Genomic DNA, 25,554 nt, shown 5'->3' with positions numbered 1-25,554 from the left:
ACTATAACGGCTAATTAAAAAATTAAAAATCGAATATGTCGTTACTTGTAATAGGCGCTACCTATCAAAGTAAGCTGAATCACTTCAGAAATAACTAATCTGCTCGTGAATCTGATAGCAAGGCTAATAGCTCATGGCGAAACGAATCGATAAATCGACGGCGCATACTGGCAGATACTCCCGGCGCTACGCAATTGAGAGTGATAGACAATTGATCGTTAACCGTTTGCGCCCCCAGCCAAAAGATAGAACCAACCACATGCTGCGCGGCGGTAAAATAATAGTGTCGCAGCGTTAGGTCGCCCTCAGTCAAGTTAAATAGATGACTGATATTACCCAAATTGGATAGATGAATGGCATTAAAACGCCCTTGGCATTGAGCAAAATCATCGCCTAAGCGGCGCGGTGGTTGTGCCTTCCACCAATCATCATTGCAACTCGCAAGGTGAAGCCCTGAAGCCACTTTTTGTTGATAGCCCGCTTTCACTTTAGCGGCCCGTTGCCAAACGTTATCAGATAAATCAGCGTCAACCGTAAATGAAAACATCGAGACGAAGCAGGCGAGCTCTTGCTCAGTAACAGGGGGCTCAACCAGTGGGCGAACATTAGCATTACCACCGGCACTAAGGTGACTGGGTGGGTATTCAGCTAAAGCCAAAGCAACCCCCAAAGCCACGCTGTACAGCACAATATTTAGGCTAAACCCACGCTGACGACAAAGCACCAATAATTGCTGAGTTTGCCGCTGAGAAAAATAGCACAACTCTAGACAGTTTATGGCCTCGACCAGCGGTTCTGATTCAAGGGGTGCATTTAACCATGCCAACGCATCTTTAGTACTAATTGGCACGCAAAAAGGACTATCATCAACGGAGAAATCAGGTGGATTAAGGCTTGCGTGTAAGCCTTCTCTGATAGCAAACCTGCTCGGCGACGCGCAAACATCTTGCTTTAACTGGTTATATCGCTGGATCCATTCCCCTAGCAAAGCAGCCGCAGACAAGCCATCGCAAATACTGTGATGAATGCTAATGATTAACGCAGATTGTTCAGCGCCATTTAACACACTAACCCGCCAAAGAGCCCCACCAAGCTTTAGTGGGGTATTACACTGAAGCTGCATTATTTCGCCCAGCTGCTGCTCAAACTCAGCGGGCTTAATATCTGCCTCTAATACTTCTACCAAAGGCTCACCACTCGCTTCAATCCAGTTCCATTGCAGTGCCGTTTTACTTAGGCTTACATTGAGTAAGGGGTGACGTTGCTGTAATAAACCTTGGATCTGGGGAATAAGGCCAGTATCTATCTTTCCCTTAATGCTGGCGGCATTAACCACCAACATCGCTCCGCTGACAGTGAATTCAGCAAACAGACTTTCGGTAACCCCCAGTGGACGATACATTTTGTGCACTCCATAACTGCGCAATACAGCGGCTAACCTACAACAAAAACAATGCCCTTATCATTGCATAGAATACACTTTCACTTTTAGCGCTTGGATCACTATGTTTAGTGCTAATCCTATCCCCATCAGCATAAATATGATCGCCATCGCGCTAGGGCTAGGCTCCAATAATGTAGTCAGGCCTGCAATTGCCAGTGCCGTTAAGGTCATTTGCGTGGTGCCGCTTAAAGCTGAAACCGTGCCAGCTTGAGCTGAAAAATAACGAAATAAACCAGACTGAGAAACAGGGTAGATCGCACCGACACTGACACTAATAAGCACCATGGCCAACATCACCATCGCTAAGGACTGACCCCAATTAAGCAATATCAAACTAGATATTATCGGTAAACACCCCGCCAGCATCAGTAGTTGTTGCTCGGGTAAACTTTCACCAAAACGCCGAGTAAATGCACTACCGAGTGCTAAACCAGCAGCCGGAATAATCATAATGAGGCCAAAATCATCGGCGCTCAAACCAAAACCACGCTGTAGAATAAAAGGAGCGCTAGTAATCATATACATTAAGCCAATACTGGCTATCCAAGCAAAACTAGCATAACGAATAAAATTGCCATCGATCGCCAGATTCATGTAGCGAGTAATCACCCGCTTGGCTTGTAAAGCTTGGCCCGGTTCAGTTTGCGTTTCAGGCAATAGTTTAGCCGCCACGATCATCAGGCCAGCGGCTGCAACACCAATGATAATAAATAGATAATGCCAGCCCCAATAGGCTGTAATTATCCCGCCGATCACCGGACCCAAGATGGGTACCACAGAGGCCGCCATGCCCAACCAAGCAAATCCATGCCTTAAGTGGGAGCCTCGGTAACTATCACTGAGCAAACAACGCGCTAGAATTTGATTACTACCAGCACCTAGACCTTGGATAACGACCCCCGTTAAAAGGATATTTAGGTTATTAAAACCTAAAAAAGTCACTACGTTACCGACTAAAAAAATGCTTTGTCCTAGCCAAAATACCCTACGCCGCCCATAACTATCCGCTAGAGGGCCATAGAACAACTGTGATACCCCTAGGCCAAGGATAAAGCCAACGATAAGCTGCTGAACCAAATGTTCATCCACGCTAAAGTGCAGCGCCATTTCGGGCAGTGCAGGGGTGAGTAAACCATTGGTTATTTGCGAACAGGCAATGAAGGCGATTGAGAAAAACAATGGAATGCGCGAATCAGTCACTCATAACCTCCAAAAGGGAAACGGGCTGTATTGTAAATTAATCACAAAAGAAGATAATCATTCATCAAAGACACGCTTTATTTCCCAACAGGAAACAATCTTAAGGAATACCCATATGGATTGGCTAAACGCAGTTCAAACCTATGTGGCGGTGGTAGACAGTAATAGCTTTGTACAAGCAGCGACACATTTGGATATCACCACCTCAGCTTGCAGTAAACGAATCTCCTGGCTAGAGTCGCAACTACATTGTCAATTGTTATTGCGCACGACTCGGCGGATCCGCACCACCGAGCAAGGCCAGCAGTTCTATTTACAAAGCCGAGATTGGCTCAGTCAGTTTGCTAGCATGCGCCAACAACTAAGCCCTTCCATTCAAGGTTTAAGCGGAAGTCTAAGTATTGGCGCGCCAGCAGTATCAGGTAGCTTGTTTGTAACGCCACTGATTGCGTCTTTTCTACCTAAGCATCCTCATTTAAGAGTTGAACTGCATGAAGTAGACCCTGGAGTCATCCCCGACCTATCTTTAGATATTGTAATAAGTCGCCAAATCGATAATTTTGATAGCACCAGCTATCGAATGCTGCATTTGTTTGATTACGCGGTTAAGTGTTTCGCCAGCCCTCAATTTTTAGCCAGTCATGGGCCTGTGCAAAACGCAAAACAACTAAAGAACTTGCCATTACTGTTAGTGCAAGGACAAATAAAAGCTGGCGGGGTTAAATTTAATGAGGGGACCGTGCTCAACCAAGCATCTCGTTTTATTACTCACGATCCGCTGGCTGCGATTCAAGCAGCCGTTCACCACATGGGGGTGGTATTAGTCTCTGAGGATTTAGTTCAGCAACAACTATTAGACGGGAAATTAATAGAAGTAGTGCCGGGGCTATTATCAGAGCAACGCAGCGTATGTGCTTATTATCCGGCGCAACGTTTTGAAAACCCCAACCTCAGCGCATTTTTGACACATCTTCGACAACAGATTTAGGTATAAAAAAACCGCTAACCAAGTGGCTAGCGGTTTGTGATGTAACAAGCGTAAATTAAGTCGCGAGTTATTAAAGGCAACTACAGAGGTAGTTTACTCGGCCGCTTCAACATCTGATTCACATTCTTTTGCTTCAATTTCTTCATTGATAGGTAGGCGTACAAAAAAACCTTTACCTGTGGCAAAACAGCGCATCGTTTGCTTTTGTTCTTGTTCCATTTGGATAGTTCTCCTAAGTTGTTGCAAGTATAAAAAAGTTCGATTTTTTCGTTTTTCTTCGTCATAGCCACTTGCGTAAGTAAGGCTAGCTAGTGAATAAAAATTGCACAAGCCATTATCGGCGAAAAGTACTTTTAGCTGATAATTTCTTGATCTAGCTCAGTCTTGCGGGGAGTAATTTATAGGCTTTTTGCCAAAATGTGAAGTACTAATTTACTACTTTGGAGGCAGCCCCTAAAAACCAATAAAAAAATAACCTTAAAAAACAAAGGCTTAACAAATACCAAAAACTTACTTTTATTAGATATAGCCAAGTATTCTAGCGCTGTGTTGCTTGGGAATTTGCCATTGAATACGCTAAAAATAACCCAGAAAATAAAAACTATTGAATCAACTACTTAGCGTAGCGCTTTAGACCATTGTCTATACACGCATAAATATTCAATTAAACCATTAAAAATAAATGAGTCATTATGAGATTGCAGCTACAGCCCTTTACTGATAAGGCTTAGCGCTTTTTCATCTTAGTAATGTCTAGTAGAACCCATAGACCAACAATAACTGCTGATACGGTGACACCATACTCAAGGTAAATGTGGATATATCCTAATAAGAAGCTAACAAACGGGAGAGCGAAAACCAGTAAAAAGGCCAACAACAAATAGCCCACAATGATTCCTTATGAAGTTTTTGGCTATTATACCTAGGGTACAGCAAACGAAACAGCTTATTCGAAATAAGATTTCAACTGTAATTGCACGTGACCGTCTTTCCAAACAGTGGTATCTAAATGTGTTTTGCAAATTGCACATAAAAATTTGGTAGGTACCGTTAAATGACCAGACAGTCGGTTCCCTTTCACTTTGAACATTAAGTTCTTCTGCGCTTGCCAGTTCACCCCACCACGCCAACTTGAGCGCCATTGAGGTACTTGCTGATATTGTAGAAAAGCACTGTTGTTATTAAGGTTTGAAGTTGAAATATCGGAGTCTGTAGGCGAGTGGCTAGGTGCTAGCTCTTGATCTTGTAACCAATTAATATCACTAAATAATTGCTTAGCCGCTTGAGGCTGTCGCAACTCATTATCTACACTAAATTCCAACTTTAGGGCTGGCTTTGCTTGCACACTACTCACCCCAAATAACATGGCAACGATTAATGATAAATAAATCCCCATAACAAGCTCCTCACTCGTCGATTATGCATCAGGCTACTTCCCCTTACTTAGCTGATAGTGAACCAACGAAATATGCGAATTAGGCATATACCTAATATAAAGAGTAGTAGATACTCTTACTTGTAGCTATTTACGTGCCAGATCTTGAACAAGCATTCGCACCCTTACATTTCACTAACCAAAACACACATCGAACTAACCTATCACACCAATAATCTTTACAAATTGGTTTGACCATTAGAAATAAGCGATACTTTTTCCCAAAGTTACTTGACTGTTAGGCCGTAGTTATCTTTCATATCACACCAAATGCATAAAGTTGGCTTTAGATGTCTGGCTAACATTTATGTAATAAACAGAAAGTGTTGTCTAAATAGCAACTCAACATAACCACCATTAGCAGGAACACACTATGCAAATCGGAATACCTAAGGAGATCTTCGATAAGGAGAGCCGGGTAGCCGCCACCCCAAAAACCGTAGAGCAGCTCTTAAAAATGGGCTTCTCTGTGGCAGTGGAAAGCGGTGCAGGAACAGCAGCCAGCTTTAATGACGAAGCTTACGTTGAAGCAGGCGCTGAAATCGTCACTAAAGAGCAAGCTTTTCAAGCTGACCTCATCTTTAAAGTTAATGCCCCTCTTGATGGCAGCAACGATACCACTGACGAACTCGCTCTAATAAAAGAAGGTGCTACAGTAGCCAGTTTTGCATGGCCCGCGCAAAATCCTGAACTACTTGAAAAGTTCAAAGCCGCTAAAATCAACCTACTCGCCATGGACATGGTGCCACGTATATCTCGCGCTCAATCGCTGGATGCGCGTAGCTCATTAGCCAACGTAGACGGTTACCGTGCAGTTATCGAGGCCGCTAATCACTTTGGTCGTTTCTTTACCGGTCAAATTACCGCCGCAGGTAAAGTCCCCCCCGCAAAAGTACTTATTATTGGTGCTGGTGTAGCAGGTTTAGCCGCCTTGGGTACCGCCGGCAGCCTTGGCGCAATTGTTCGCGCCTTTGATACTCGCCCAGAAGTAAAAGAACAAATTAACTCTATGGGTGCTGAGTTCCTTGAGCTTGAATACGAAGAAGAAGACACCGGCAGCGGTGATGGTTACGCCAAAGAAATGAGCGCAGCCTTCATTGAAGCTGAAATGGCCTTGTTCCGCGAGCAAGCGAAAGAAGTAGACATCATCATTACTACCGCGTTAATTCCTGGTCGCCCAGCGCCTAAGCTGATTTTGGCTGACATGGTTGAATTAATGAAGCCTGGTAGTGTGATTGTCGATTTGGCTGCCGCCACTGGCGGTAACTGTGAATTAACCGAGCCCGGTGAAATTGCAGTAAAACACGGCGTAACCATTATTGGTTTAACCGACATCTCTCGTCGTTTGCCAGCGCAAGCGAGCCAACTTTACGGCACTAACTTAGTTAACTTACTGAAGTTACTATGCCCAGAGAAAAACGGCGAAATCGACATCAACTTCGAAGACGAAGTATTGCGTGGCGTCGCCTCGGTGAAAGACGGTGAAATCACCTTCCCACCACCTGCTATTCAAGTAAGCGCCCAACCGAAAGTTGAAGCGCCTGCTGCGGCACCCGAAGTGGTGGTAGAAGACAAGCCGAAGAAACCATGGGTAAAACCATTAATTGCGGCAGCGGGTTTAGCCGCTTTTGCTTGGGTCGCCGATGCTGCACCGAGTGACTTCTTACAACACTTCACCGTATTTATGTTGGCCTGTGTTGTAGGTTACTACGTGGTATGGAACGTCAGTCATTCGCTACATACTCCGTTAATGAGCGTCACCAACGCCATTAGTGGCATCATTATTGTGGGTGCCTTAGTACAAATGAAAGCCGACACCTCCTGGGTAGTATTACTGCTTTCAGGGATTGCCGTGCTTATCGCCACCATCAATATAGCCGGTGGTTTTACTGTGACTCAGCGGATGCTGAAGATGTTCCGCAAAGACAACTAGGAGAAATAGTCACATGTCTCAAGGTATTGTATCAGCAGCCTATTTAGTGGCTGCGCTATTGTTTATTTTTAGCCTCGCAGGCTTAAGTAAACAAGAAACCGCTCAACGCGGAAACATATTTGGCATTATTGGTATGGCCATTGCGGTCATCGCAACGCTCGCTAGCACTCAAGTAACGGGTGGTAGCTGGATCATCACCCTAGCGATGGCTATTGGTGCAGCCATTGGTATTCGCCTAGCGCTTAAAGTTGAAATGACCGAGATGCCTGAACTAGTTGCTGTTCTACACAGCTTCGTAGGTATGGCAGCGGTACTAGTCGGTTTCTCTAGCGCTATCGACCACAGCTCGTTAATGGATGCGGTGACCGGTCTTATCGACCCAGTCGCTAAAAACATTCATGACGTTGAAGTATTCTTAGGTATTTTCATTGGAGCGGTCACCTTCACCGGTTCAGTTGTCGCCTTTGGTAAGCTTCGTGGCATCATCAGCAGTGCCCCTAAAGCGCTCCCAGGAGCTCACTGGCTAAACTTAGCCATGATTGTGGTATCTATCTACTTAGGCAGCATGTACATGGACAGCGGCTCTATGTGGCCACTGATCTTTATGACGCTAATTGCCTTTGTATTTGGTTACAACCTCGTGTCGGCCATTGGTGGCGCAGATATGCCTGTAGTGGTATCTATGCTTAACTCATACTCTGGTTGGGCAGCAGCAGCGGCTGGTTTCATGCTAGGCAACGATTTACTTATCGTTACCGGTGCACTAGTAGGTAGCTCAGGGGCGATTCTGTCTTACATTATGTGTAAAGCCATGAACCGCTCATTCATCAGCGTAATCTTAGGTGGTTTTGGCGCAGAAGGTGGCACAGTTGTCGCCAGCGATGTTGACCAAGGTGAACACACTGAAGTACAAGCTGAAGACGTAGCCGAAATGCTAAAAGACGCAAACGAAGTCATTATTGCCCCAGGTTACGGTATGGCGGTTGCGCAAGCCCAATACCCGGTGGCAGAAATTACGCAGAAGTTACGTGATAAAGGCATTAAGGTTCGCTTTGCGATTCACCCTGTTGCCGGCCGTTTACCTGGCCACATGAACGTGCTGTTAGCCGAAGCCAAAGTTCCTTACGATATCGTAATGGAAATGGACGAAATTAACGAAGACTTCGCGTCTACCGACGTAGTGCTAGTCATTGGCGCCAACGACACGGTTAACCCTGCGGCTAAAGAGCCAGGCAGCCCAATTGCCGGTATGCCAGTGCTTGAAGTATGGGATGCGAAGAAGGTGGTGGTGTTTAAACGTTCAATGGCGACGGGTTATGCTGGTGTTCAAAACCCATTATTCTTTAAAGAGAATACTGACATGTTGTTTGGTGATGCTAAAGAAACGGTTCAGAAGATCCTTTCTCATATCTAAGCAGATAGCTTGTTAAATATGAAAGCCGCTCCTAGAGCGGCTTTTTTGTGTGAGGATTGAAGTTATTCTCTATACTGCGCTACAACTCTATCCGCATCTTTCTCCGCAGCCCCAGACGCTAACAATACCTCTTTATGTTTGGCTAAAGTACCGTAAGGAGTAATAGGTTTAACTATCTTTTCGTCTGTTTTTGATAACCTAGAAAACCAAGATTTCCAGAATAGAATGTACAGACCGGACAATATTATCGCTGATATAAAAGGACCCAGTATTGGTCCCCAGCCAAAAAACACATTTAAAAACCATTCAAAAGGAGCTGGAACTCCCCAGTCACAGCTCACAACAGTGTTCTGTCGTTTACTCAAAATAAAACTACTGCAGATCGGGTTAAATACCTCAAGCACCAGCCACGATATAACCTGGTAACACAATAAGTAACCGATAAAAGAAACTATCGGGTGCTCATCAATAAACCGACTAAACCTTTTCATGATTCAACACATTATGACTTCTATTGGGAATTACTTACTGGTTATAACAAAGATTGAAATCGAACGCTGTTAGAGAACGGGTTTATGAAGGATTAACTATACCTTTAAGCCCGATTTCGCCCTGACGGCGACTCCATTTTTCTTTGAACAGCCAAAGAAAAGTAGAGGAAAAAGAAAGGCTGCCCCAACATCATCTTCTTCCTCCGTTGCTCACTCACTGCGGCGTCAAAACAACTCGCTACGCTCAAACAGGTTTTGCCTTTATCCGCCGCTCGCTTGCGCTACTCGGCGATGATGAGGGGAGTGAAGTTCAAGAGCCTACACTGACTGCTCTGTGCCCCATCATTCCCGCTGAGTATCGCAGTAAATCAGCGAATAAGCCGAGGACTGTTTGAGCGAAGCGAGTTTCCGTAGGCGCGTTGATTTATGAGAAACGCAAGATTCAAGGGAATGCGGGGTGGCCTTTCTTTTGTGTCCTTTTCTTTGGCCAAGCAAAGAAAAGGACATCGCCAGCAAGGCGAAATCATTATGAACAACAAACACTGGCGTAAAGTGGAGCAACAAGGTCAGCAACTCTCGCGATTACATTCTCAAACATTTAAGCCCTAGCGCTAGCTTTACTTGCAGATTTCGCCCTGACGGCGACTCCATTTTTCTTTGAACAGCCAAAGAAAAGTAGAGGAAAAAGAAAGGCTGCCCCAGCATCATCTTCTTCCTCCATTGCGCACTCACTGCGGCGTCAAAACAACTCGCTACGCTCAAACAGGTTTTGCCTTTATCCGCCGCTCGCTTGCGCTACTCGGCGATGATGAGGGGATACCAAGATCAAGAGCCCACGTTATTAGTTAAATTACTAATTCACCACTCCTACTCTTTGCTCTTTGCTCTTTGCTCTTTGCTCTTTGCTCTTTGCTCTTTGCTCTTTAGGACCATCACCTCCGCCGAGTAGCGGAGTAAACAAGGGATTAAACCGAGGACTGTTTGAGCAAAGCGAGTTTCCGAAGGTACCCTTGCTTACGAGCAACGGAGGATTTAAGGAGGTGCGGGCGGCCTTTCTTTTGTACACTTTTCTTTGGCCGCGCAAAGAAAAGTGTATCGCCGGCAAGGCGAAACCTGAACCAACACCAAGCATTGGTTCAAATGAAGCTAATAAAAAATCAAGCTCGCAGCTCTGCTTTCAAAACACCATCACCTCCGCTGAGTATCGCTGTAAATAAGCGAATAAGCCGAGGACTGTTTAAGCGTAGCGAGTTTCCGTAGGCGCGTTGATTTATGAGAAACGCAAGATTCAAAGGAATGCCGGGTGGCCTTTCTTTTGCTACTAAGCTTTGCCCAGCGAAGCTTAGGACATCGTCGTCAAGACGAAACCAAATCCAACAACACATTCCAGCACTGGTGAGTTATTAATACTGCTAACAAGCGTAATTACCCTCTTAGGAGTGATACTGAGAGCAACCCGCTACCACGCAAGCAAAACCGTAAACAACATGCTAAACCCACAAAAAAGCCGCTTTATCAGCGGCTCATAATCCCAAAAGTAACAACCTACCCTTTGGCTTCTTTTAGCTTCTTCGCTAATTCACGGCGTTCTTTCGACAAGTCAGCATTTTTGATGGTGTACTCGTCAACACGATCTTCGTAGTCGGCACGCATGTTCTCGATAATCGCTTTAACATCGCTAACACTCATGCCTTCTTGAATGTAGTTACCTAAGTTATCCAGTAACTCTACACGCTTTCGGTTATCACGAATTTTTTTATCTACATCGACCATTTCACGTTTTAGCTTATTGCGTCTGCGACTCATAGAAACAAACTCCAATACCTTAGATACATTACTCGCAGTTTGATTTTCCATTACTTCTCCTAAGTGGTGATAATTCATAAAGGCACACTTGTGATCAACTTACTCGCTTAAGTTTTTTCGGCAATAAAATTTTATAAAAAATGCTATATCTCCGAACATAGATCAAACGGCGCGATAGTTAGAGCCTAGCTTAAAACAAAAAAGCCGCTAAATTAGCGACTCTTTCTGATGCATTTTTGCTTACCACATCAAATCATCGGGGATTTGATAGTCAGCGTAGGGATCATCTTCATCAATCACATCTTGGCTGGGGTCATTCACCAATACCACCACGCTTTCATCTCTTTGGGCGATTTTCTCGGCGACAATGCTCGGAACCACTTCATAAGCTTCACCGAGAGTAACAATGGCTAAACGACCATTACTCAATTGCTTGCGTAGCTCTTCTGTAACATAAACCTTTTTAATTAAGCCTTCATGGGTGAAATTATAAGACTCTTGGCCACGAGAACGGTCTAGCTTATTCATTTCAATAAGCTGTTTAATTTGTGCGGCAACGGCTTTTTTCGCTTTTTCAGCATTTTGCTGCTGAGCTAACTCGGCGTCACGTTGTTGTTGCTCAGTGCGAGCTTGCTCAGCGGCGGCTTTCACTTCTTTGGCTAAAGTTCGTGATTTTTTGTTAGTTTTGCCGACTTTTTTCGCTTTTTTCTTATCAACTAAACCAGCTTTAAGCATCTGCTCTTGCAGGGATAACTTGGCCATGGGAAATGCACACCTTTCAATCTATTAGTGAGTAGTAAAGAATCGTTTAGCGTATCTGCTAGTGGCGTAGATGATACGCCAAGCAACGCAAAATTTGAACCGTTAGCACCACCACTGGCCCTTATTCTGCTTCTGGAGCCAAAGTAAGAGACACAGCCTGATCCTGGGGGTAAGTCGATAAGTCAATATCGCTGCCATTTAGCTTCAAACTAAAGCCGTGAACTTCTGAAAAGTATAACGATGCGGGGTGCACCACTTGCCAAGTACGTAAATCGCCCATGCCTAGCCAGCCATCAAATACCACTTTATCACGGCCATCAATCAGTAGTAATTCGGCTCGGTCGTTAGCTTCAATTTCTACTTCAATCACTTGGTCTGGCCGTAAGCTTTGAGGCTGCCATTGCTCGCTGGGGGCAACCCAGTAGTAAGTTCTGGCACCTTGCCAACGGTGAGGCAATTGCGCTGGAGGTCGAATCGGTAAGATAGGTCTCACAGGGCGCTCAATAGGGTGACTTGGAATGGGTCGCTCTATTGGTTGCTCAGGTCTGTGGATAATTGCCGGCTGGGCAGTTTGCTCTGCCATACTCACGCCAACCAAACTAATCACTAACTGTATGGCTAGAGCAACCTGACCCCAAAATCTCCGCATGTCTTCGTCCTAGAATAGCTTAAACCCTTGATGACTAATAATAGCCGAAAAATTCATATATACTGCTAGTACATGATCATACTTACAGTAGTTTAAGTGGAATTAAGCAGCTTAGCGATCACCGCACTAAAAGGTGTTGGTGACAAACTTGCCGAAAAGCTCCATCGTTTACAGATTTTTACTGTAGGCGATTTACTGCTGCACTTGCCGCTTCGCTATGAAGACCGCACCCGCATTTGGCCCATCAACGACTTGCTACATGGTGCCCATGTTTCAGTGCATGGCGAAATCAGCAAAGTTGAACTCATTCATGCTCGCAGGCGCATGCTTACTTGCCGCATTAACGATGGTAGCGGCAGTATTACTCTGCGTTTTTTCAACTTTAACAACGGCCAAAAAGCCGCCATGCAACAAGGCTTATGGATGCGCTGTTTTGGCGAGGCAAAACGAGGCAAGCACGGCTGGGAAATGATCCACCCAGAATACAGCATTGTGAGTGATGCGGGCGCGCCGCTGATGGATGAAAAGCTAACGCCGGTGTACCCTACTACCGAAGGCTTAAAGCAACTCAACTTACGTAAGTTAAGCGAGCAAGCTTTTAAGCTATTAGAGCAATATCCGCTTATCGATTGGCTACCGCCAGCGCTGCGCCCCCATGGCTTAAACCTTAATCAAGCCTTGATGCAACTGCACCGCCCCGAACCTGATACCGAGTTAAGTTTACTAGAAGAAGGTAAACACCCTGCTCAACAACGCTTAGTCATTGAAGAATTAGCCGCCCATCAACTAAGCATGTTAAAACTTCGTCAAGAGCAGCAACGCCAAGCAGCTATAGCCTTACCTTTGGCCAGTGAACTAGAACGTCAGTTTTTAGCACTGTTACCCTTTAAACCCACTAATGCACAGCAGCGAGTAATCGCAGAGATTAAAACCGACACTCAGCAACCTCATGCAATGATGCGTTTGGTTCAGGGTGATGTGGGCAGTGGTAAAACCTTGGTTGCCGCCATGGCCGCAGTGCAAGCTTTAGCCAATGGTTATCAAGTTGCTTTGATGGCACCCACCGAAATATTAGCCGAGCAGCATGCGCTAACCTTCGCCGGTTGGTTCGAGCCTTTAGGCATTAAAGTAGACTGGCTTGCTGGCAAACAAAAAGGCAAAGCCCGTAGTGAAGCCATGGCCAGAATTGCCAGCGGTGAAGCACAAATGATCCTAGGCACTCATGCCATCTTTCAAGAACAAGTACAGTTTGCCAAGCTGGCTTTGGTCATCATTGACGAACAGCACCGTTTTGGGGTGCACCAACGTATGGCTTTGCGTGAAAAAGGCGCAGCAATAGATGGCAGCAATACGCTGCCACACCAGTTGATAATGACGGCCACCCCTATTCCACGAACCTTAGCCATGACCGCTTATGCCGACTTAGAGCTGTCGATTATTGATGAGCTGCCACCTGGGCGAACACCGATTAAAACGGTAGCCCTGCCTGATACCCGTCGCGAGCAAGTCATTGAACGGGTCTACCAAGCGTGCCATAACGACGGCCGCCAAGCCTATTGGGTATGCACCCTAATTGAAGAATCGGAAGTATTGCAGTGCCAAGCCGCCGAAGATACCGCTGATACTCTGCAAAAGCAGCTGCCCGATTTACGTATTGGTTTAGTGCATGGGCGAATGAAGCCCCAAGAAAAACAGTGGGTCATGGAGCAGTTTAAGACTCATCAATTGGATTTACTGGTGGCCACTACCGTGATTGAAGTCGGCGTAGATGTACCCAATTCCAGCCTGATGATTATCGAAAACCCTGAGCGCTTAGGTTTAGCTCAATTACACCAGCTGCGTGGCCGGGTGGGCCGCGGCCAAGTAGAAAGCCACTGTGTATTGATGTATCACAGCCCTTTATCAAAAACGGCGAGTTCGCGCTTAAGCGTATTACGCGACAGTACCGATGGTTTTGTGATTGCTCAACGCGATATGGAAATTCGTGGCCCCGGAGAATTATTAGGCACTAAGCAAACCGGTTTAGCCGAATTTAAGATTGCCGACCTAGTGCGAGACCAAGTATTGATTGGAGAAGCGCAAGCGCTGGCTAAACAATTGTTACAGCAAACACCTGCCAGCGTAGCGCCCCTAATTGAACGTTGGCTTGCTGGTCGAGAGCAATTTGCACAGGCTTAAAAACGCCTAAGCAAGGCTGCAGCTTTCATCGCGGCAGTGCTCAAGCAAAATTGTTTGTAGCCACATATACAAGGGGTTTTGTCTATTTCGATAATGAAATACATAACCAGCATCATACTTAAGCGCCAAGTCGACAAAGTCATCACTTAATGCTAAACGCCTAATACCGGGAATATCCTCCGCAGGGTAAAAAGTAACGCAGGGATAAATAAGGTCACTAACGCGAAGAACATCTAAAATAGAACCCGGTAATTCCGAGCGAAAACCCACGCTGATATCTACATGATGACTTGCCAAGAACTTTTCAGCCTCACTACGCGCAGCGCTCCAACCCGGTACGTGGATTAATGCCGTAGGGTAAGTGGCAAAATCTTGAGGGGATACCGGATGATTACCAATCGGGTGACCCTCTCTAGCATATATGTAAACCGGTTGACGCCACACCCGCCGCTGTACTAACTCTTTAGAGCCCTCTACAGGCAGTAAACACAGGCCAAAGTCGATTTGCCCTCGTTGGATCAATTCGCAGGTATCTGAGCCCCAAGTGGTCACTTGTAAGCGCAAGTCGGGCGCGTATTGCTGCAACACCACAAACAAACGCTTAGCCACAGAGGCTAGCAACATCGGGTGCATTGCCACTTTTAATAGGCCTTCTAAGTCAGCTGGATTAAAATCATTATGATGATCAACAACATTTGCGAGTTCAGACAAAATGCTCGGTACACTCAGCGATAGTTGCTCTGCCTTTGGGGTGGCAATTAAACCGTGTTGGGCGCGCACAAACAGTTCATCACCAAAATGCTCACGCAGTTTTTGTAATGAGCGGCTTATCGCTGGCTGGCTGACACTCATTCGTTCTGCGGTGCGCCGAGTATTTAGCTCTTGGGCCAATACCACAAATACTTTAAGTAGATTTAGATCGAGCGTTGCAAATGAACTGCTAGTCATTGGGTCCTCTCTCTGCTTTACGCTACTTTAATCGCAAGACATTAAGTCGATTAGATGATCAATAGAATTGGTATAACAGTAGCAGTGAATACCGCTAAGCTCATCATAATTCAAAGACAATAGGCGTTTAATGAGCAAGTTAACATAAGCCGGTACAGATACAAAAAAACCGCTAAGAACACCACTTAGCGGTTGATTATATGCGCAGAGGCTTACCCATCGAGCTCTTTGTCGTACCACCCTCTACTGCACTCTACTGCGCGCTTCCAGCCTTTATACAAGCGTTCTCGCTTATGTTGGTCGCCTTCAGGAACAAAACAGCGGTCTGGCACATGGCTTTCAGCTAAGCTTTCAATACTGTCCCAGTAGCCTACAGCCAAACCCGCTAAGTAAGCCGCTCCTAAGGCTGTTGATTCAATCAAGGCAGGGCGCACCACTTCTGTGCCTAAGGCATCAGCCTGAAACTGCAATAGAAAGTCGTTGGCCACCGCTCCGCCATCAACCCTTAGTTGTTTAAGTGAAATGCCCGCATCAGCTTGCATGGCCTCTAATAAATCACGACTCTGATAAGCGATAGATTCTAAAGCGGCGCGAATAATGTGGTTACGATTTGCGCCACGGGTTAAGCCCACTATGGTTCCCCGCGCATAGGGGTCCCAATAAGGCGCACCTAAACCGACAAAGGCGGGCACCAAATAGACACCGTTAGTATCGTCTACTTTCGAGGCAAAATACTGGGTATCAGAAGCATCACGAATCAAGCCCATTTCATCACGTAACCATTGAATTGTAGCGCCCCCCATAAATACACTGCCTTCCAGCGCATAATTCACCTTACCGTTAATTGAAAAGGCAATGGTGGTTAATAAACCATGGGTTGACTTGACCGGCGTTTCCCCAGTATTCATCAATAAGAAGCAACCGGTACCATAAGTATTTTTAGCCATTCCTTTGCGGTAGCATTGTTGACCAAACAAGGCTGCTTGCTGGTCACCAGCGATACCCGAAATAGGGATTCGCGTGCCTCCTTTACCACCGATGTTGGTTTGACCATACACTTCAGAGCACGATTTCACCTCAGGTAACATGCTCTTTGGAACCCCCAATAAATCTAGCAGTTTTTCATCCCACTCAAGGGTATGAATATTAAACATCATGGTGCGTGATGCATTGGTGTAATCAGTGACATGCACTCGGCCATTGGTGAGCTTCCATACCAGCCAGGTATCAACGGTGCCAAACAGCAGGTCACCCGCTTCGGCTTTTTCACGGGCTCCTGCTACGTTGTCGAGGATCCATTTAAGTTTTGAGCCTGAAAAATAAGCATCAATGACCAAGCCTGTAGATTCTTGAATGTAGTCTGCCCAGCCTTGCTCGCGGAGTTGTTCGCACAGCTCAGTCGTACGGCGACACTGCCAAACAATGGCGTTGTAGATAGGTTGTCCAGTATTTTTGTCCCAAACAATGGTGGTTTCACGTTGGTTAGTGATACCAATGGCGGCAATCTGATCGCTGCGGATGCCGGTTTTAGCCAATACTTCGGTTAATGAGGCGCTTTGGCTAGCCCATATTTCCATCGGATTGTGCTCGACCCAACCTGATTTAGGGAAAAACTGGCTAAATTCGCGCTGTACGCTGCCAACGATTTCCGACTGTTGGTTAAAGATGATCGCTCTTGAGCTAGTCGTGCCCTGATCAAGAGCAACAATATAACGCGCCGTGTCCATTGTGAGATTCATTCCAGATTATCATTTCCAGTTATTATGCTCGAAAACGAACATTTTAGAACATTTTTTTAACCGTTACGTGACATAAACTTAATTTTATCGCTGCGATTACTTCTCACTAAGTTGCTTTAACCTAGCCTGTATCACTTTGTTAACCGTGACAAAAACGAGTTTTTAAGTAGACTTAAGCCAGTGCCACACTCCATAGCAATAACGGAACCCAGTTGTGAAGCAGACCCAACGCCACCAGCAAATACTGCAAGTGATTAAAACCCAAGGTTTTGTCGCGACAGAAGAACTCGTTGAAACGCTAAATGTAAGCCCGCAAACCATTCGCCGAGACTTAAATGTATTGGCCGAGCAAAAACTCATTCACCGCCACCATGGCGGGGCATCGCTGCTAGCTAGCAGTGTAGTAAATGATTCATATTCCAACCGTAAAATTAAACAACACTTAGAAAAAGAGAGCATCGCCTTAAAAATTGCGGAACAGATCCCCAATGGTGCTTCGTTGTTTTTAGATATCGGGACCACTGCAGAAACTATTGCTCGCGCCCTACTTAATCATCGAGACCTACGCATTATCACCAACAATATTCATGTTGCAGCGTTGCTCATGGTGAAAGATGATTTCAACGTCATTATGGCGGGAGGGGCCTTGCGAAATAAAGATGGCGGCATAGTGGGCGAGGCCACCATCGACTTTATTAAGCAGTTTCGCTTAGATTATGGCGTGATTACCGTCAGCGGCATTGATTTGGAAGGCTCGTTACTCGACTTCGACTACCATGAAGTACGGGTAACTCAAGCGATTATTGCTTGTTCTCGCAATGTTATTTTAGCCGCAGACCACAGTAAATTTGGCCGTAATGCAATGATCAACATTGGCAACATAGCGCAGGTTGATCAGCTTTATACCGATAAGTCAGTCCCCCAAGATATTGCCGATATTTTAAAGCGTGAAGAAGTTCAATTACGTTTATGTCCGCCAGCACTAAACGGTCAATCAAGCGAAGCGCTTACGTATTAAGCTACCTAAAAAACCTTTATAAGTGCTTGGAGAGTTTGGGCAAAGTTGTTGTAAGGCGCTCAGTTCTTCACTACTAATCACTCCCCCTTGGCCATGTGCCAGTAAGTACTGGCTAACCTCCAGCGGACGATATCGCTCTAAAGATGCCCGATAGGCGGCCGGTTGGCTTATTGGAAAAGGACATATCAACTTTCCTTTTACCCGTAAAATAGTATCTGCCACGTACAAGGTTTGGCTGGTAGGGTGATACAAGGATAGATCGCGGTCGGTGTGACCTGGGGTAAACAGGACTTGCCAATCATTAAATCCCGGTATTAGCTGACAATCATGCAAGCGGTGATCGGCTTTGATGACCGGCGGATACCACAAATTAGCACGGCGACGTTGATGGCGTCGCCCTACGTAATAGGCCAAGCCTAAATCAACGAGATGCTGACAGCGCCCAGCAACACCTTGATACCACTCTCCAGGACAATTTGCAGCAGCCACATCGATAGCGTAGTGACGCTGTAAATAGCTAGCACCACCGGCGTGGTCGGGGTGCATATGGGTAACCATAATCAACTTAAGCTGCTCAAATGGTCTACCTAGGTCTTGGGTGATAAAGCTTTTTACTAACGGTACATCTGCACGACAACAGCCATCGAGCAGCAGTAACTTATCGGGGTACTCCACTAAAAAAATATTTTGAATAAAGCCTTCAAGCTGGTGAATCTTCATTAAACACCGATCAATTGTTAATAGAATGTAACACTCTAGAGCAATTACTCCACACTGACAATCTTGGGTTAAAGTAGTTTCCCCCTTTAACACAAGATTTTTTACATTGGCGGTTGTTTTTTAATCTCATAATGCTCTATTATGCTCGATAACGAAAGTAAACGAACTTTACATAAAGGATCGCAAGCAATGGAACAAGCAAACGACCAATATAACTATGACTTGATTGTAATAGGCGGTGGCATCAACGGTGCAGGTATCGCAGCTGATGCCGCAGGCCGTGGTCAACGTGTCGCCTTGTTTGAACAAAATGATCTGGCTAGCGCCACCTCCTCTGCCAGCTCTAAGTTAATTCATGGTGGTTTGCGATATTTGGAGCACTATGAGTTTCGTTTAGTCAGTGAAGCCCTTAAAGAGCGAGAAGTGTTATTAAAAATGGCTCCTCACATCGTAGAGCCAATGCGCTTTCGTTTGCCACACCGCCCACACCTTCGGCCATGGTTACTGATCCGCATGGGTTTATTCCTCTACGATAACCTGGCTCAGCGCGGTACGTTACCCGGCTGCACGGGGTTACATTTTGGTAACGATAGCGTACTAAAAGCCGACATTACCAAAGGCTTTGAATACTCTGATTGCTGGGTCGATGACGCCCGCTTAGTAATTAGCAATGCCCTATTGGCGGAAAAACACGGCGCCTACATTGCACCGCGACAGCAAGTGGTGGCGGCAAAACGCCAAGCCCAGCATTGGTTAGTAGAGGTGCGCGATACGCATACCGGAATACAGCAACAATACCGTTGTAATACTTTGGTAAATGCTGCTGGGCCGTGGGTACAGCAATTTATCGAACAACACATGCACCAAACACCACCTCGCACTATTCGTTTAGTCAAAGGCAGTCACATCGTTGTACCAAGGCTACACCAAGAGGAACAAGCTTATATCCTGCAAAATACCGACAAACGCATCGTATTTGTCATCCCCTATCAACAAGACTACTCCTTAGTCGGCACAACCGATGTCGAGTACCAAGGTAACCCAGCAAAAGTAGCGATCTCCGAACAAGAAATTAGTTATCTTTGCGATGTGGTGAATCAGCACTTTAAACACCAAATTTCACCTAGTGACGTTATTCACTCGTTCTCTGGCGTTAGACCACTGTGCCAAGATGAATCAGACGATCCCTCAGCGGTGACTCGCGATTACACCTTAGAGCTCAGCGAAGAAAGCGAAGGTGCGCCACTATTATCGGTATTTGGTGGCAAACTGACCACCTATCGAAAACTCGCAGAAGCGGCCTTGTTAATGCTAGAACCTCGAATCAATAATCTTGGCCCAGCCTGGACAAAAGCCACTTGCTTACCCGGCGGCTCACTACAGTGTTCAAGAGACACCTTTATTAAGCAGCAGCAAAACAAATACCCGAATCTTGATACGAAATTGGTCGAGCGCTGGTGTATGCAATTTGGCAGCAATGCTGGTCAGCTATTGCATACTGCTGAACAACAGGGCTTAGGTAAGCTATTTGCCGGTACACTGTACCAAGTAGAAGTGGATTACTTGTATGATAAAGAATGGGCTTATCAAGCTGAAGATATTCTATGGCGACGTACAAAACAGGGTTTGCACTTTAACGCTGAGCAACAACAAGCATTGTCTAATTATGTGCAGCAAAAGCCCCCCTTAGCGCTGGTAGAGAATACCCGTGCTAACAGGGCTCAGGCTAGCTAGCACGCCTTAGAACAGCTTGGTTGTAACTATTGAATACCGCTTGTAGAGATGCCCTCTGCAAGCGGCCTGTGCTTAGCCTCAGAAGTACCGCCCTACCCAACGCTACGCAATACTTCCTCAATGTTACAATGGTTGTTGTCGTACACCACTTGAGCCATAGCCCGCGCTTCTTCTTTACCGCTATCATGCTCTACCGCATGCAAGCCCATTGAAGCTTCTCCCAAGGCATAACTTAACACTGTCATAAACCCAATAGACTCGCGATTGATCCGCTGGTCCGGCATGTTGGCGATCATTTGCAACAACGCTTCACGTTCATCTTTATCATTAATATAAGCATGAGCAGCTAGGCAGCGAGCACTGCTATTTGCAAGCTCTGCTCCGGCCTGCAGCTGTTCAAGTTCAGGTTGCTTAGCGGAAGCCGACATAGAGGCCAACGCGGTGGTAGCAGCAAGCGCTAGAATGGTTAACTTTTTCATTGATATTTACCTTTAGCAATAAATGCCTATTCAAAACCGAGTTTTACCTATCAACTCACTTGGATGATGAGGTAAAGCGTAACGAAAGCAGAGAAACACGCTTTATATGAGCATTGTTACATGGCCTGATAAGTTGATTAACCCGTGCTGATGGCCCGCATTGTTTCACTCAATGCAACAACCGATTTCCCCCTGCGGCCCGTTTTTTTACACCTAAGCTCAACCGCTGAACAGCTCACTTTATGTGGATATTTTTAGTAAACGACGCGTCACACGAAGTCGCCTAAAACATGCTAAGAGAAGCGAAATACAACAAACACTTACAGAAATTAACCTTTTTACTGAAAGACCGCATAACAGCGGTATTCATCCTTTCATTCACGCCCTTGCACGGGTAGAATTTGCAGCACTTTGGTATGGATAAGCTGACTGAATAATGAATCAAACATTTTTACCCTTAAGTCGCCCAGCTATTGAGCAGCAAGAAATCGATGCTGTAGTTGACGTACTAAAATCAGGGTGGATAACCACGGGGCCGAAAAACGCCGAGCTAGAAACGGCGATAAAAGACTATACGGGCGCAGAACATGCCGTTGCTTTAAGCAGTGCCACCGCGGGTTTACACCTTACTTTAGTTGCTCTAGGCATTGGCCCCGGCGACGAAGTAATTACGCCTTCGATGACTTGGGTATCTACGGTAAATCTAATTACGCTAATGGGCGCTAAGCCGGTATTTGTCGATGTCGATGCCGATACCTTGATGACCACCGCCGATCGTATAGAAGCACTTATCACCGACAACACCAAACTGATTGTACCGGTGCATTATGCTGGTGCTCCACTTGATCTGGATGCTATTTACGCGTTAGCGGAACGTTTCAATATACCAGTGGTCGAAGATGCAGCCCATGCAATTGGTTGTGAATATAAAGGCCGCCCTATTGGTAAAACAGGTCACTGTATTTTTTCTTTGCATGCAATCAAAAACGTGACAACCGCTGAAGGCGGCATATTCACCACCAACGATGGGCAGTTAGCCGACAGGATCCGCCGACTCAAGTTTCATGGTTTAGGGGTAGATGCCTTTGATCGGGAAACCCACGGTCGTGCACCTCAGGCCGAGGTGATAGAACCCGGCTATAAGTACAACATGCCCGATATTTGCGCTGTACTGGGGCTAGGCCAAATGCAACGCTTAGCGCAAATCACTAAGCAGCGGCAAAATTTGGTGGCCCACTATCGGCAGTTGTTGAGTACGGTTGATGGAATTAGCCCTCTGAGTATTCCGGATTACCCGCATACTCACTGCTGGCATTTAATGATAGTAAGAGTAGAACCTAGTATTTGTGGTTTCGACCGTGATCAACTGATTAGTATGCTAAAACAAGTTGATATAGGTGCAGGCATTCACTTTAAAGCCTGCCATAGTCAAAAATACTATCGCGAAAATTATCAAACACGTTTTGGCGCAATAAACCCAGATCTGAACAATACTGAGTTTAACAGTCAACGAATTTGCTCATTACCACTGTTCCCAGACATGCAGCTAAGCGATGTTGAAAGAGTGGTAGCGGCTATAACTAACTTTATTGGTACCCTTCATGAGGCATAAGCAACAGATAAACTTCGTATCTATCGTCATTCCGGTATATAACGAAGCCGACAGTTTACAAGAGCTGATCGAACGCACCTGCGCTGCAGCAGACACCATGGGCAAAGACTATGAAGTTTTGCTGGTTGATGATGGCAGTAAAGATAATAGCGCAGACATTATTGAAGCCGCATCAGCCAATGAAGGCAGTCACATTGTCGGTATTATCCTAAACCGTAACTACGGCCAACATAACGCCATAATGGCCGGGTTTGAGCACGTTCGCGGTGATTTGATCGTTACCCTCGATGCCGATTTACAAAACCCTCCTGAAGAAATCCCTAACTTGGTGGCAAAAGCAGAAGAAGGTTATGACTCAGTCGGTACAGTGCGTAAAAATCGCCAAGACAGCCGCTTACGTCGCTACCCGTCAATGCTAATCAACAAAATAGTCAAGCGATCTACTGGCGTTGAGATGAACGACTATGGCTGCATGTTACGTGCTTATCGTCGCCATGTTGTTGATGCTATGCTGCAGTGCCACGAGCGCAGTACCTTCATTCCTATTTTGGCGAATGGTTTTGCTCGCCATACCGTAGAAATCGATGTAGAACACAGTGAACGCCAGCAAGGTGAGTCAAAGTACAATGTATTAGGTTTAATCAACCTGATGTTTGATTTACTGACCAGTATGACTACCGCGCCTCTAAGAATGCTAAGCCTTGTGGGCGGTGCTATTGCCGCTTTAGGCAGCTTGTTTGGTCTAATTTTGCTGGCTATGCGCTTACTTTATGGCGCAGAGTGGGGCGTAGATGGGGTATTCCCCTTATTCGCGATCTTATTCATCTTTATTGGTGCGCAATTTGTCGGTTTAGGCTTACTCGGTGAGTATATTGGCCGAATTTATTCCGATGTCAGGGCCCGCCCTCGCTACTACGTACAAGACGTTTTAGTAGGAGAAGCAACCCAACAGGCCCGTACATCCAACGAATCCAAGTCATCGCCTAGCGAAAGCTAAGCTTGACCAATAACTTTAAGGAATATCCCATGAAAGCAGTGGTTTTCGCCTATCACAACATTGGTTGTGCTGGTATTCAAAGTCTTCTAGATGCGGGTGTAGACATCGCCGCCGTATTTACTCACCTAGATGACAGCAATGAAAACGTATTTTTTGATTCAGTGGCTAAATTGGCCGCACGCAACGGTATTGCAGTGTTTGCACCTGAAGATGTGAACCACCCTCTGTGGATAGAGAAAATCAAGGCGATGCAGCCAGATGTATTCTTCTCGTTCTACTACCGTTCAATGATCAGCCAGGCTTTGCTAGATATTGCGCCTAAGGGTGGCTTTAATCTACATGGCTCGCTACTACCAGCTTATCGTGGACGCGCGCCCGTAAACTGGGCCTTGGTAAAAGGTGAAACTGAAACCGGCGTCACCTTGCATGCAATGACAGCGAAAGCCGATGCCGGCGACATTGTCGCTCAAGACAAATTAAGTATTGCGCTAGATGACACCGCAGCCACTTTGCATAGCCGACTAACCCAACTAAGTAGTCAATTGTTAGCTAAAACCGTTCCTGCAATTGTTGCCGGTACGCATACCCTAACGCCACAAGATGAAAGCCAAGCCACCGTGTTTGGACGTCGCACCCCAGCAGATGGTGAAATTAAGTGGGCCGACAGTGCCCAAACGATTTTCAACCTGTGCCGTGCGGTAACAGAACCCTTCCCTGGCGCCTTTACCTTTTTAGGTGAGCGTAAGGTAATTTTCTGGAGCATGGCCACCAGCGAACAAAATTACGATGCAACCCCTGGTACTATTGTGGCTACTTCGCCGCTAACCATTGCTTGTACTCAGGGCTCTATCGTCGTGACCGCAGGTCAGGCCGAAAGTGGTTTGTACTTAAACGGAGAGCAATTAGCCAGCGAAATGCACCTGGTAGCAGGTATGCGTTTTGGTCCTCAAGCCAGTGCTATTATCGCCGCTAAAAAACGCCAAAAAGTCCTGATTTTGGGTGCTAATGGTTTCATTGGTAACCACCTAACCAAACGTCTATTAGATGACGGTAAATACGAAATCTACGCCATGGACATGAGCGCTAATCAAATTGAGCAGCACTTAGACCATCCTGACTTTCATTTCGTTGAAGGTGATATCACCATTCATAGCGAATGGATTGAATACCACATTAAGAAATGTGACATCGTATTACCGCTGGTAGCGATTGCTACACCGATTGAATACACCCGTAACCCTTTACGTGTATTTGAGTTGGACTTTGAAGAGAACCTGAAAATTGTTCGCGAATGTGTGAAATACAATAAGCGCATTATCTTCCCTTCAACTTCTGAAGTATACGGCATGTGTACCGATGAAGAGTTTAACGAAGATACCTCTCCGCTAATCACCGGCCCAATTAACCGCCAACGTTGGATCTACTCAACGTCGAAGCAGTTATTAGACCGAGTGATTTGGGCATACGGCAAGAAAGACAACCTAAAATTCACCTTGTTCCGTCCGTTTAACTGGATGGGCCCGCGCTTAGACAGCTTAAACTCAGCCCGTGTTGGTTCTAGTCGCGCCATTACTCAGCTAATTCTAAACTTAGTGGAAGGTACACCGATTAAGCTGATTGATGGCGGCGAGCAAAAACGCTGTTTTACTGATATCTCTGAAGCGATTGAAGCCTTATTCCGTATTATTGAGAACAAAGATGGTTTGTGTGATGGTCAAATCATTAACATTGGTTCACCAGACAACGAAGCTAGCATCAAACAGATGGCTGAAACCTTAGTCGATAAATTTGACGCTCACCCGCTGCGTGAAAAATTCCCACCGTTTGCCGGCTATCACTTAGTAGAAAGTAAAACCTTCTATGGTGATGGTTACCAAGACGTACAACACCGTCGCCCAAGTATTCGCAATGCTAAGCGTCTACTAGACTGGGAACCGACCATTATGATGGAAGATACCATTGAAGAGACTTTAGACTTCTTCTTAAAAACGGCCGTAGACGAGTAAT

Annotated in this window: 22 protein-coding genes; 10 read left to right on the top strand and 12 right to left on the bottom strand. The window is 45.8% G+C overall.

Annotated features, from left to right (window positions below; all coding sequences use genetic code 11):
• Positions 1-94: 94 nt before the first annotated feature.
• The gene (locus tag M0C34_RS01380; RefSeq protein ID WP_248713882.1) at positions 95-1,402 is read right to left on the bottom strand and encodes a phthiocerol/phthiodiolone dimycocerosyl transferase family protein; all 1,308 of its coding nucleotides are present in this window, start codon (positions 1,400-1,402) and stop codon (positions 95-97) included.
• A gap of 60 nt (positions 1,403-1,462) precedes the next feature.
• Positions 1,463-2,644 carry an MFS transporter gene (locus M0C34_RS01375; protein WP_248713881.1) on the bottom strand — a complete coding sequence of 394 codons (1,182 nt, stop codon included), beginning with the start codon at positions 2,642-2,644 and terminating at the stop codon, positions 1,463-1,465.
• A gap of 115 nt (positions 2,645-2,759) precedes the next feature.
• On the opposite strand from M0C34_RS01375, the gene M0C34_RS01370 reads away from it, so the two are divergent.
• Positions 2,760-3,632: a LysR family transcriptional regulator gene (locus M0C34_RS01370; protein WP_248713880.1), complete on the top strand. Its 873-nt coding sequence runs from the start codon at positions 2,760-2,762 to the stop codon at positions 3,630-3,632.
• 93 nt (positions 3,633-3,725) lie between these two features.
• Here M0C34_RS01370 and M0C34_RS21180 read toward each other — a convergent pair whose 3' ends face one another.
• Both M0C34_RS21180 and M0C34_RS01365 read right to left on the bottom strand, forming a co-directional pair.
• Complete coding sequence (locus M0C34_RS21180; protein ID WP_256469312.1) at positions 3,726-3,851, bottom strand: hypothetical protein; 126 nt, start codon at positions 3,849-3,851, stop codon at positions 3,726-3,728.
• 727 nt (positions 3,852-4,578) lie between these two features.
• The gene (locus tag M0C34_RS01365) at positions 4,579-5,028 is read right to left on the bottom strand and encodes a hypothetical protein (RefSeq protein ID WP_248713879.1); all 450 of its coding nucleotides are present in this window, start codon (positions 5,026-5,028) and stop codon (positions 4,579-4,581) included.
• A gap of 412 nt (positions 5,029-5,440) precedes the next feature.
• On the opposite strand from M0C34_RS01365, the gene M0C34_RS01360 reads away from it, so the two are divergent.
• The gene (locus M0C34_RS01360) at positions 5,441-7,000 is read left to right on the top strand and encodes a Re/Si-specific NAD(P)(+) transhydrogenase subunit alpha (RefSeq protein WP_248713878.1); all 1,560 of its coding nucleotides are present in this window, start codon (positions 5,441-5,443) and stop codon (positions 6,998-7,000) included.
• Between the two features lie 13 nt (positions 7,001-7,013).
• Complete coding sequence (pntB, locus tag M0C34_RS01355) at positions 7,014-8,414, top strand: Re/Si-specific NAD(P)(+) transhydrogenase subunit beta (RefSeq protein ID WP_248713877.1); 1,401 nt, start codon at positions 7,014-7,016, stop codon at positions 8,412-8,414.
• A 62-nt stretch (positions 8,415-8,476) separates the two neighbouring features.
• Here pntB and M0C34_RS01350 read toward each other — a convergent pair whose 3' ends face one another.
• On the bottom strand, positions 8,477-8,905 hold the full coding sequence (locus M0C34_RS01350; RefSeq protein ID WP_248713876.1) for a hypothetical protein: 429 nt from the start codon (positions 8,903-8,905) through the stop codon (positions 8,477-8,479).
• A 426-nt stretch (positions 8,906-9,331) separates the two neighbouring features.
• Here M0C34_RS01350 and M0C34_RS01345 point away from each other — a divergent pair, with 426 nt between their 5' ends.
• Positions 9,332-9,514 carry a hypothetical protein gene (locus tag M0C34_RS01345; protein WP_248713875.1) on the top strand — a complete coding sequence of 61 codons (183 nt, stop codon included), beginning with the start codon at positions 9,332-9,334 and terminating at the stop codon, positions 9,512-9,514.
• A gap of 936 nt (positions 9,515-10,450) precedes the next feature.
• On the opposite strand, the gene M0C34_RS01340 is transcribed toward M0C34_RS01345, so the two are convergent.
• From M0C34_RS01340 to M0C34_RS01330, 3 genes are all read right to left on the bottom strand, one after another.
• Entirely contained in the window at positions 10,451-10,762 is a 312-nt protein-coding gene (locus M0C34_RS01340) for a DUF496 family protein (RefSeq protein WP_248713874.1), read from the bottom strand.
• Between the two features lie 189 nt (positions 10,763-10,951).
• Positions 10,952-11,473, bottom strand: a complete 522-nt coding sequence (locus tag M0C34_RS01335; protein WP_248713873.1) for a DUF2058 domain-containing protein — start codon at positions 11,471-11,473, stop codon at positions 10,952-10,954.
• A gap of 121 nt (positions 11,474-11,594) precedes the next feature.
• Positions 11,595-12,122 carry a DUF4115 domain-containing protein gene (locus tag M0C34_RS01330; RefSeq protein ID WP_248713872.1) on the bottom strand — a complete coding sequence of 176 codons (528 nt, stop codon included), beginning with the start codon at positions 12,120-12,122 and terminating at the stop codon, positions 11,595-11,597.
• A 96-nt stretch (positions 12,123-12,218) separates the two neighbouring features.
• On the opposite strand from M0C34_RS01330, the gene recG reads away from it, so the two are divergent.
• Positions 12,219-14,300 carry an ATP-dependent DNA helicase RecG gene (gene recG / locus M0C34_RS01325; RefSeq protein WP_248713871.1) on the top strand — a complete coding sequence of 694 codons (2,082 nt, stop codon included), beginning with the start codon at positions 12,219-12,221 and terminating at the stop codon, positions 14,298-14,300.
• A 6-nt stretch (positions 14,301-14,306) separates the two neighbouring features.
• Here recG and M0C34_RS01320 read toward each other — a convergent pair whose 3' ends face one another.
• Together M0C34_RS01320 and glpK are read right to left on the bottom strand one after the other, a co-directional pair.
• Positions 14,307-15,248, bottom strand: coding sequence for a LysR family transcriptional regulator (locus M0C34_RS01320; protein WP_248713870.1), 942 nt, complete (start codon positions 15,246-15,248; stop codon positions 14,307-14,309).
• 212 nt (positions 15,249-15,460) lie between these two features.
• Positions 15,461-16,975, bottom strand: coding sequence for a glycerol kinase GlpK (glpK, locus tag M0C34_RS01315; protein WP_248715576.1), 1,515 nt, complete (start codon positions 16,973-16,975; stop codon positions 15,461-15,463).
• Between the two features lie 226 nt (positions 16,976-17,201).
• Between glpK and M0C34_RS01310 the strand changes: the two genes are divergently transcribed.
• On the top strand, positions 17,202-18,005 hold the full coding sequence (locus M0C34_RS01310; protein WP_248713869.1) for a DeoR/GlpR family transcriptional regulator: 804 nt from the start codon (positions 17,202-17,204) through the stop codon (positions 18,003-18,005).
• Here M0C34_RS01310 and M0C34_RS01305 read toward each other — a convergent pair.
• Positions 17,982-18,725, bottom strand: a complete 744-nt coding sequence (locus tag M0C34_RS01305) for an MBL fold metallo-hydrolase (RefSeq protein WP_248713868.1) — start codon at positions 18,723-18,725, stop codon at positions 17,982-17,984. The two genes, M0C34_RS01310 and M0C34_RS01305, sit on opposite strands and share 24 nt — an antisense overlap.
• A 189-nt stretch (positions 18,726-18,914) precedes the next feature.
• On the opposite strand from M0C34_RS01305, the gene glpD reads away from it, so the two are divergent.
• A complete protein-coding gene (gene glpD / locus M0C34_RS01300; RefSeq protein ID WP_248713867.1) occupies positions 18,915-20,459 on the top strand; it encodes a glycerol-3-phosphate dehydrogenase in 1,545 nt (514 codons plus the stop codon).
• A 92-nt stretch (positions 20,460-20,551) separates the two neighbouring features.
• Here glpD and M0C34_RS01295 read toward each other — a convergent pair whose 3' ends face one another.
• Positions 20,552-20,938, bottom strand: a complete 387-nt coding sequence (locus tag M0C34_RS01295) for a hypothetical protein (protein ID WP_248713866.1) — start codon at positions 20,936-20,938, stop codon at positions 20,552-20,554.
• A 436-nt stretch (positions 20,939-21,374) separates the two neighbouring features.
• Between M0C34_RS01295 and arnB the strand changes: the two genes are divergently transcribed.
• Genes arnB through arnA form a run of 3 tightly spaced genes read left to right on the top strand, consistent with a single transcriptional unit; the run spans position 21,375 to position 25,553 of the window.
• Positions 21,375-22,550, top strand: coding sequence for a UDP-4-amino-4-deoxy-L-arabinose aminotransferase (gene arnB / locus M0C34_RS01290; protein ID WP_248713865.1), 1,176 nt, complete (start codon positions 21,375-21,377; stop codon positions 22,548-22,550).
• The gene (gene arnC, locus M0C34_RS01285; RefSeq protein WP_248713864.1) at positions 22,540-23,547 is read left to right on the top strand and encodes an undecaprenyl-phosphate 4-deoxy-4-formamido-L-arabinose transferase; all 1,008 of its coding nucleotides are present in this window, start codon (positions 22,540-22,542) and stop codon (positions 23,545-23,547) included. Before arnB ends, arnC begins: the two co-directional genes overlap by 11 nt.
• A 29-nt stretch (positions 23,548-23,576) precedes the next feature.
• Complete coding sequence (gene arnA, locus M0C34_RS01280) at positions 23,577-25,553, top strand: bifunctional UDP-4-amino-4-deoxy-L-arabinose formyltransferase/UDP-glucuronic acid oxidase ArnA (protein WP_248713863.1); 1,977 nt, start codon at positions 23,577-23,579, stop codon at positions 25,551-25,553.
• Position 25,554: the final 1 nt, after the last annotated feature.

It is taken from the genome of Agarivorans sp. TSD2052, from assembly GCF_023238625.1.
Taxonomy (GTDB): domain Bacteria; phylum Pseudomonadota; class Gammaproteobacteria; order Enterobacterales; family Celerinatantimonadaceae; genus Agarivorans.
The sequence above is the reverse complement of the archived record's forward strand: the minus strand, read 5'-3'. Positions and strand labels throughout refer to the sequence as shown.

Coding starts and splice junctions, on each gene's coding strand:
- M0C34_RS01380 (WP_248713882.1), bottom strand. CDS start 1,402: ATGTATCGTCCACTGGGGGTTACCGAAAGTCTGTTTGCTGAATTCACT.
- M0C34_RS01370 (WP_248713880.1), top strand. CDS start 2,760: ATGGATTGGCTAAACGCAGTTCAAACCTATGTGGCGGTGGTAGACAGT.
- M0C34_RS21180 (WP_256469312.1), bottom strand. CDS start 3,851: ATGGAACAAGAACAAAAGCAAACGATGCGCTGTTTTGCCACAGGTAAA.
- M0C34_RS01365 (WP_248713879.1), bottom strand. CDS start 5,028: ATGGGGATTTATTTATCATTAATCGTTGCCATGTTATTTGGGGTGAGT.
- M0C34_RS01360 (WP_248713878.1), top strand. CDS start 5,441: ATGCAAATCGGAATACCTAAGGAGATCTTCGATAAGGAGAGCCGGGTA.
- pntB (WP_248713877.1), top strand. CDS start 7,014: ATGTCTCAAGGTATTGTATCAGCAGCCTATTTAGTGGCTGCGCTATTG.
- M0C34_RS01350 (WP_248713876.1), bottom strand. CDS start 8,905: ATGAAAAGGTTTAGTCGGTTTATTGATGAGCACCCGATAGTTTCTTTT.
- M0C34_RS01345 (WP_248713875.1), top strand. CDS start 9,332: ATGAGAAACGCAAGATTCAAGGGAATGCGGGGTGGCCTTTCTTTTGTG.
- M0C34_RS01340 (WP_248713874.1), bottom strand. CDS start 10,762: ATGGAAAATCAAACTGCGAGTAATGTATCTAAGGTATTGGAGTTTGTT.
- M0C34_RS01335 (WP_248713873.1), bottom strand. CDS start 11,473: ATGGCCAAGTTATCCCTGCAAGAGCAGATGCTTAAAGCTGGTTTAGTT.
- M0C34_RS01330 (WP_248713872.1), bottom strand. CDS start 12,122: ATGCGGAGATTTTGGGGTCAGGTTGCTCTAGCCATACAGTTAGTGATT.
- M0C34_RS01320 (WP_248713870.1), bottom strand. CDS start 15,248: ATGACTAGCAGTTCATTTGCAACGCTCGATCTAAATCTACTTAAAGTA.
- glpK (WP_248715576.1), bottom strand. CDS start 16,975: ATGGACACGGCGCGTTATATTGTTGCTCTTGATCAGGGCACGACTAGC.
- M0C34_RS01305 (WP_248713868.1), bottom strand. CDS start 18,725: ATGAAGATTCACCAGCTTGAAGGCTTTATTCAAAATATTTTTTTAGTG.
- glpD (WP_248713867.1), top strand. CDS start 18,915: ATGGAACAAGCAAACGACCAATATAACTATGACTTGATTGTAATAGGC.
- M0C34_RS01295 (WP_248713866.1), bottom strand. CDS start 20,938: ATGAAAAAGTTAACCATTCTAGCGCTTGCTGCTACCACCGCGTTGGCC.
- arnB (WP_248713865.1), top strand. CDS start 21,375: ATGAATCAAACATTTTTACCCTTAAGTCGCCCAGCTATTGAGCAGCAA.
- arnC (WP_248713864.1), top strand. CDS start 22,540: ATGAGGCATAAGCAACAGATAAACTTCGTATCTATCGTCATTCCGGTA.
- arnA (WP_248713863.1), top strand. CDS start 23,577: ATGAAAGCAGTGGTTTTCGCCTATCACAACATTGGTTGTGCTGGTATT.